Origin of the sequence: Adlercreutzia equolifaciens (assembly GCF_029076695.1) — a bacterium.
Lineage (GTDB): Bacteria > Actinomycetota > Coriobacteriia > Coriobacteriales > Eggerthellaceae > Adlercreutzia > Adlercreutzia equolifaciens_A.
Window position 1 is genome coordinate 1 of the sequence record NZ_JARFIK010000143.1, and the last position, 355, is coordinate 355.

The 355-nt window shown below is 50.4% G+C and carries 1 protein-coding gene; it reads left to right on the forward strand.

The genetic code is table 11. From position 1 onward, the window contains the following. Window positions 1–355, forward strand: a 355-nt coding sequence (locus PZH32_RS11830) for a tripartite tricarboxylate transporter permease (protein WP_275208455.1), incomplete at both ends; no start/stop codon positions are given.

A 355-nucleotide genomic window follows, 5' to 3' on the forward strand; every position in this document is an offset into this window, starting at 1 on the left:
GCTACACTGTTCCCGCTTCTTACACTCGGTATCCCGGGCGACGGCTGTGTCGCGATCATGCTTTCCGCGCTTATGATCAATGGACTGAATCCTGGTTTGAGCCTGTTCACGACCCAGGGCGATATCATGTACGCCATCATGCTCGGACTGCTCTTCGTCAACCTGTTCATGCTTTTACAGGGCAAATATCTGACAAAGCTTTTTGCCAAAGTCGTATCGATCCCGCAGGAGATCCTGACTCCGATCATCGTGATCTTCTGCTTTGCAGGCGCTTACTCTGTCAATAAATCTTACTTTGACGTTGCCGTTACCCTGACGTTCGCAGTCATCGCGTGGCTTCTCTATAAGCTCGATT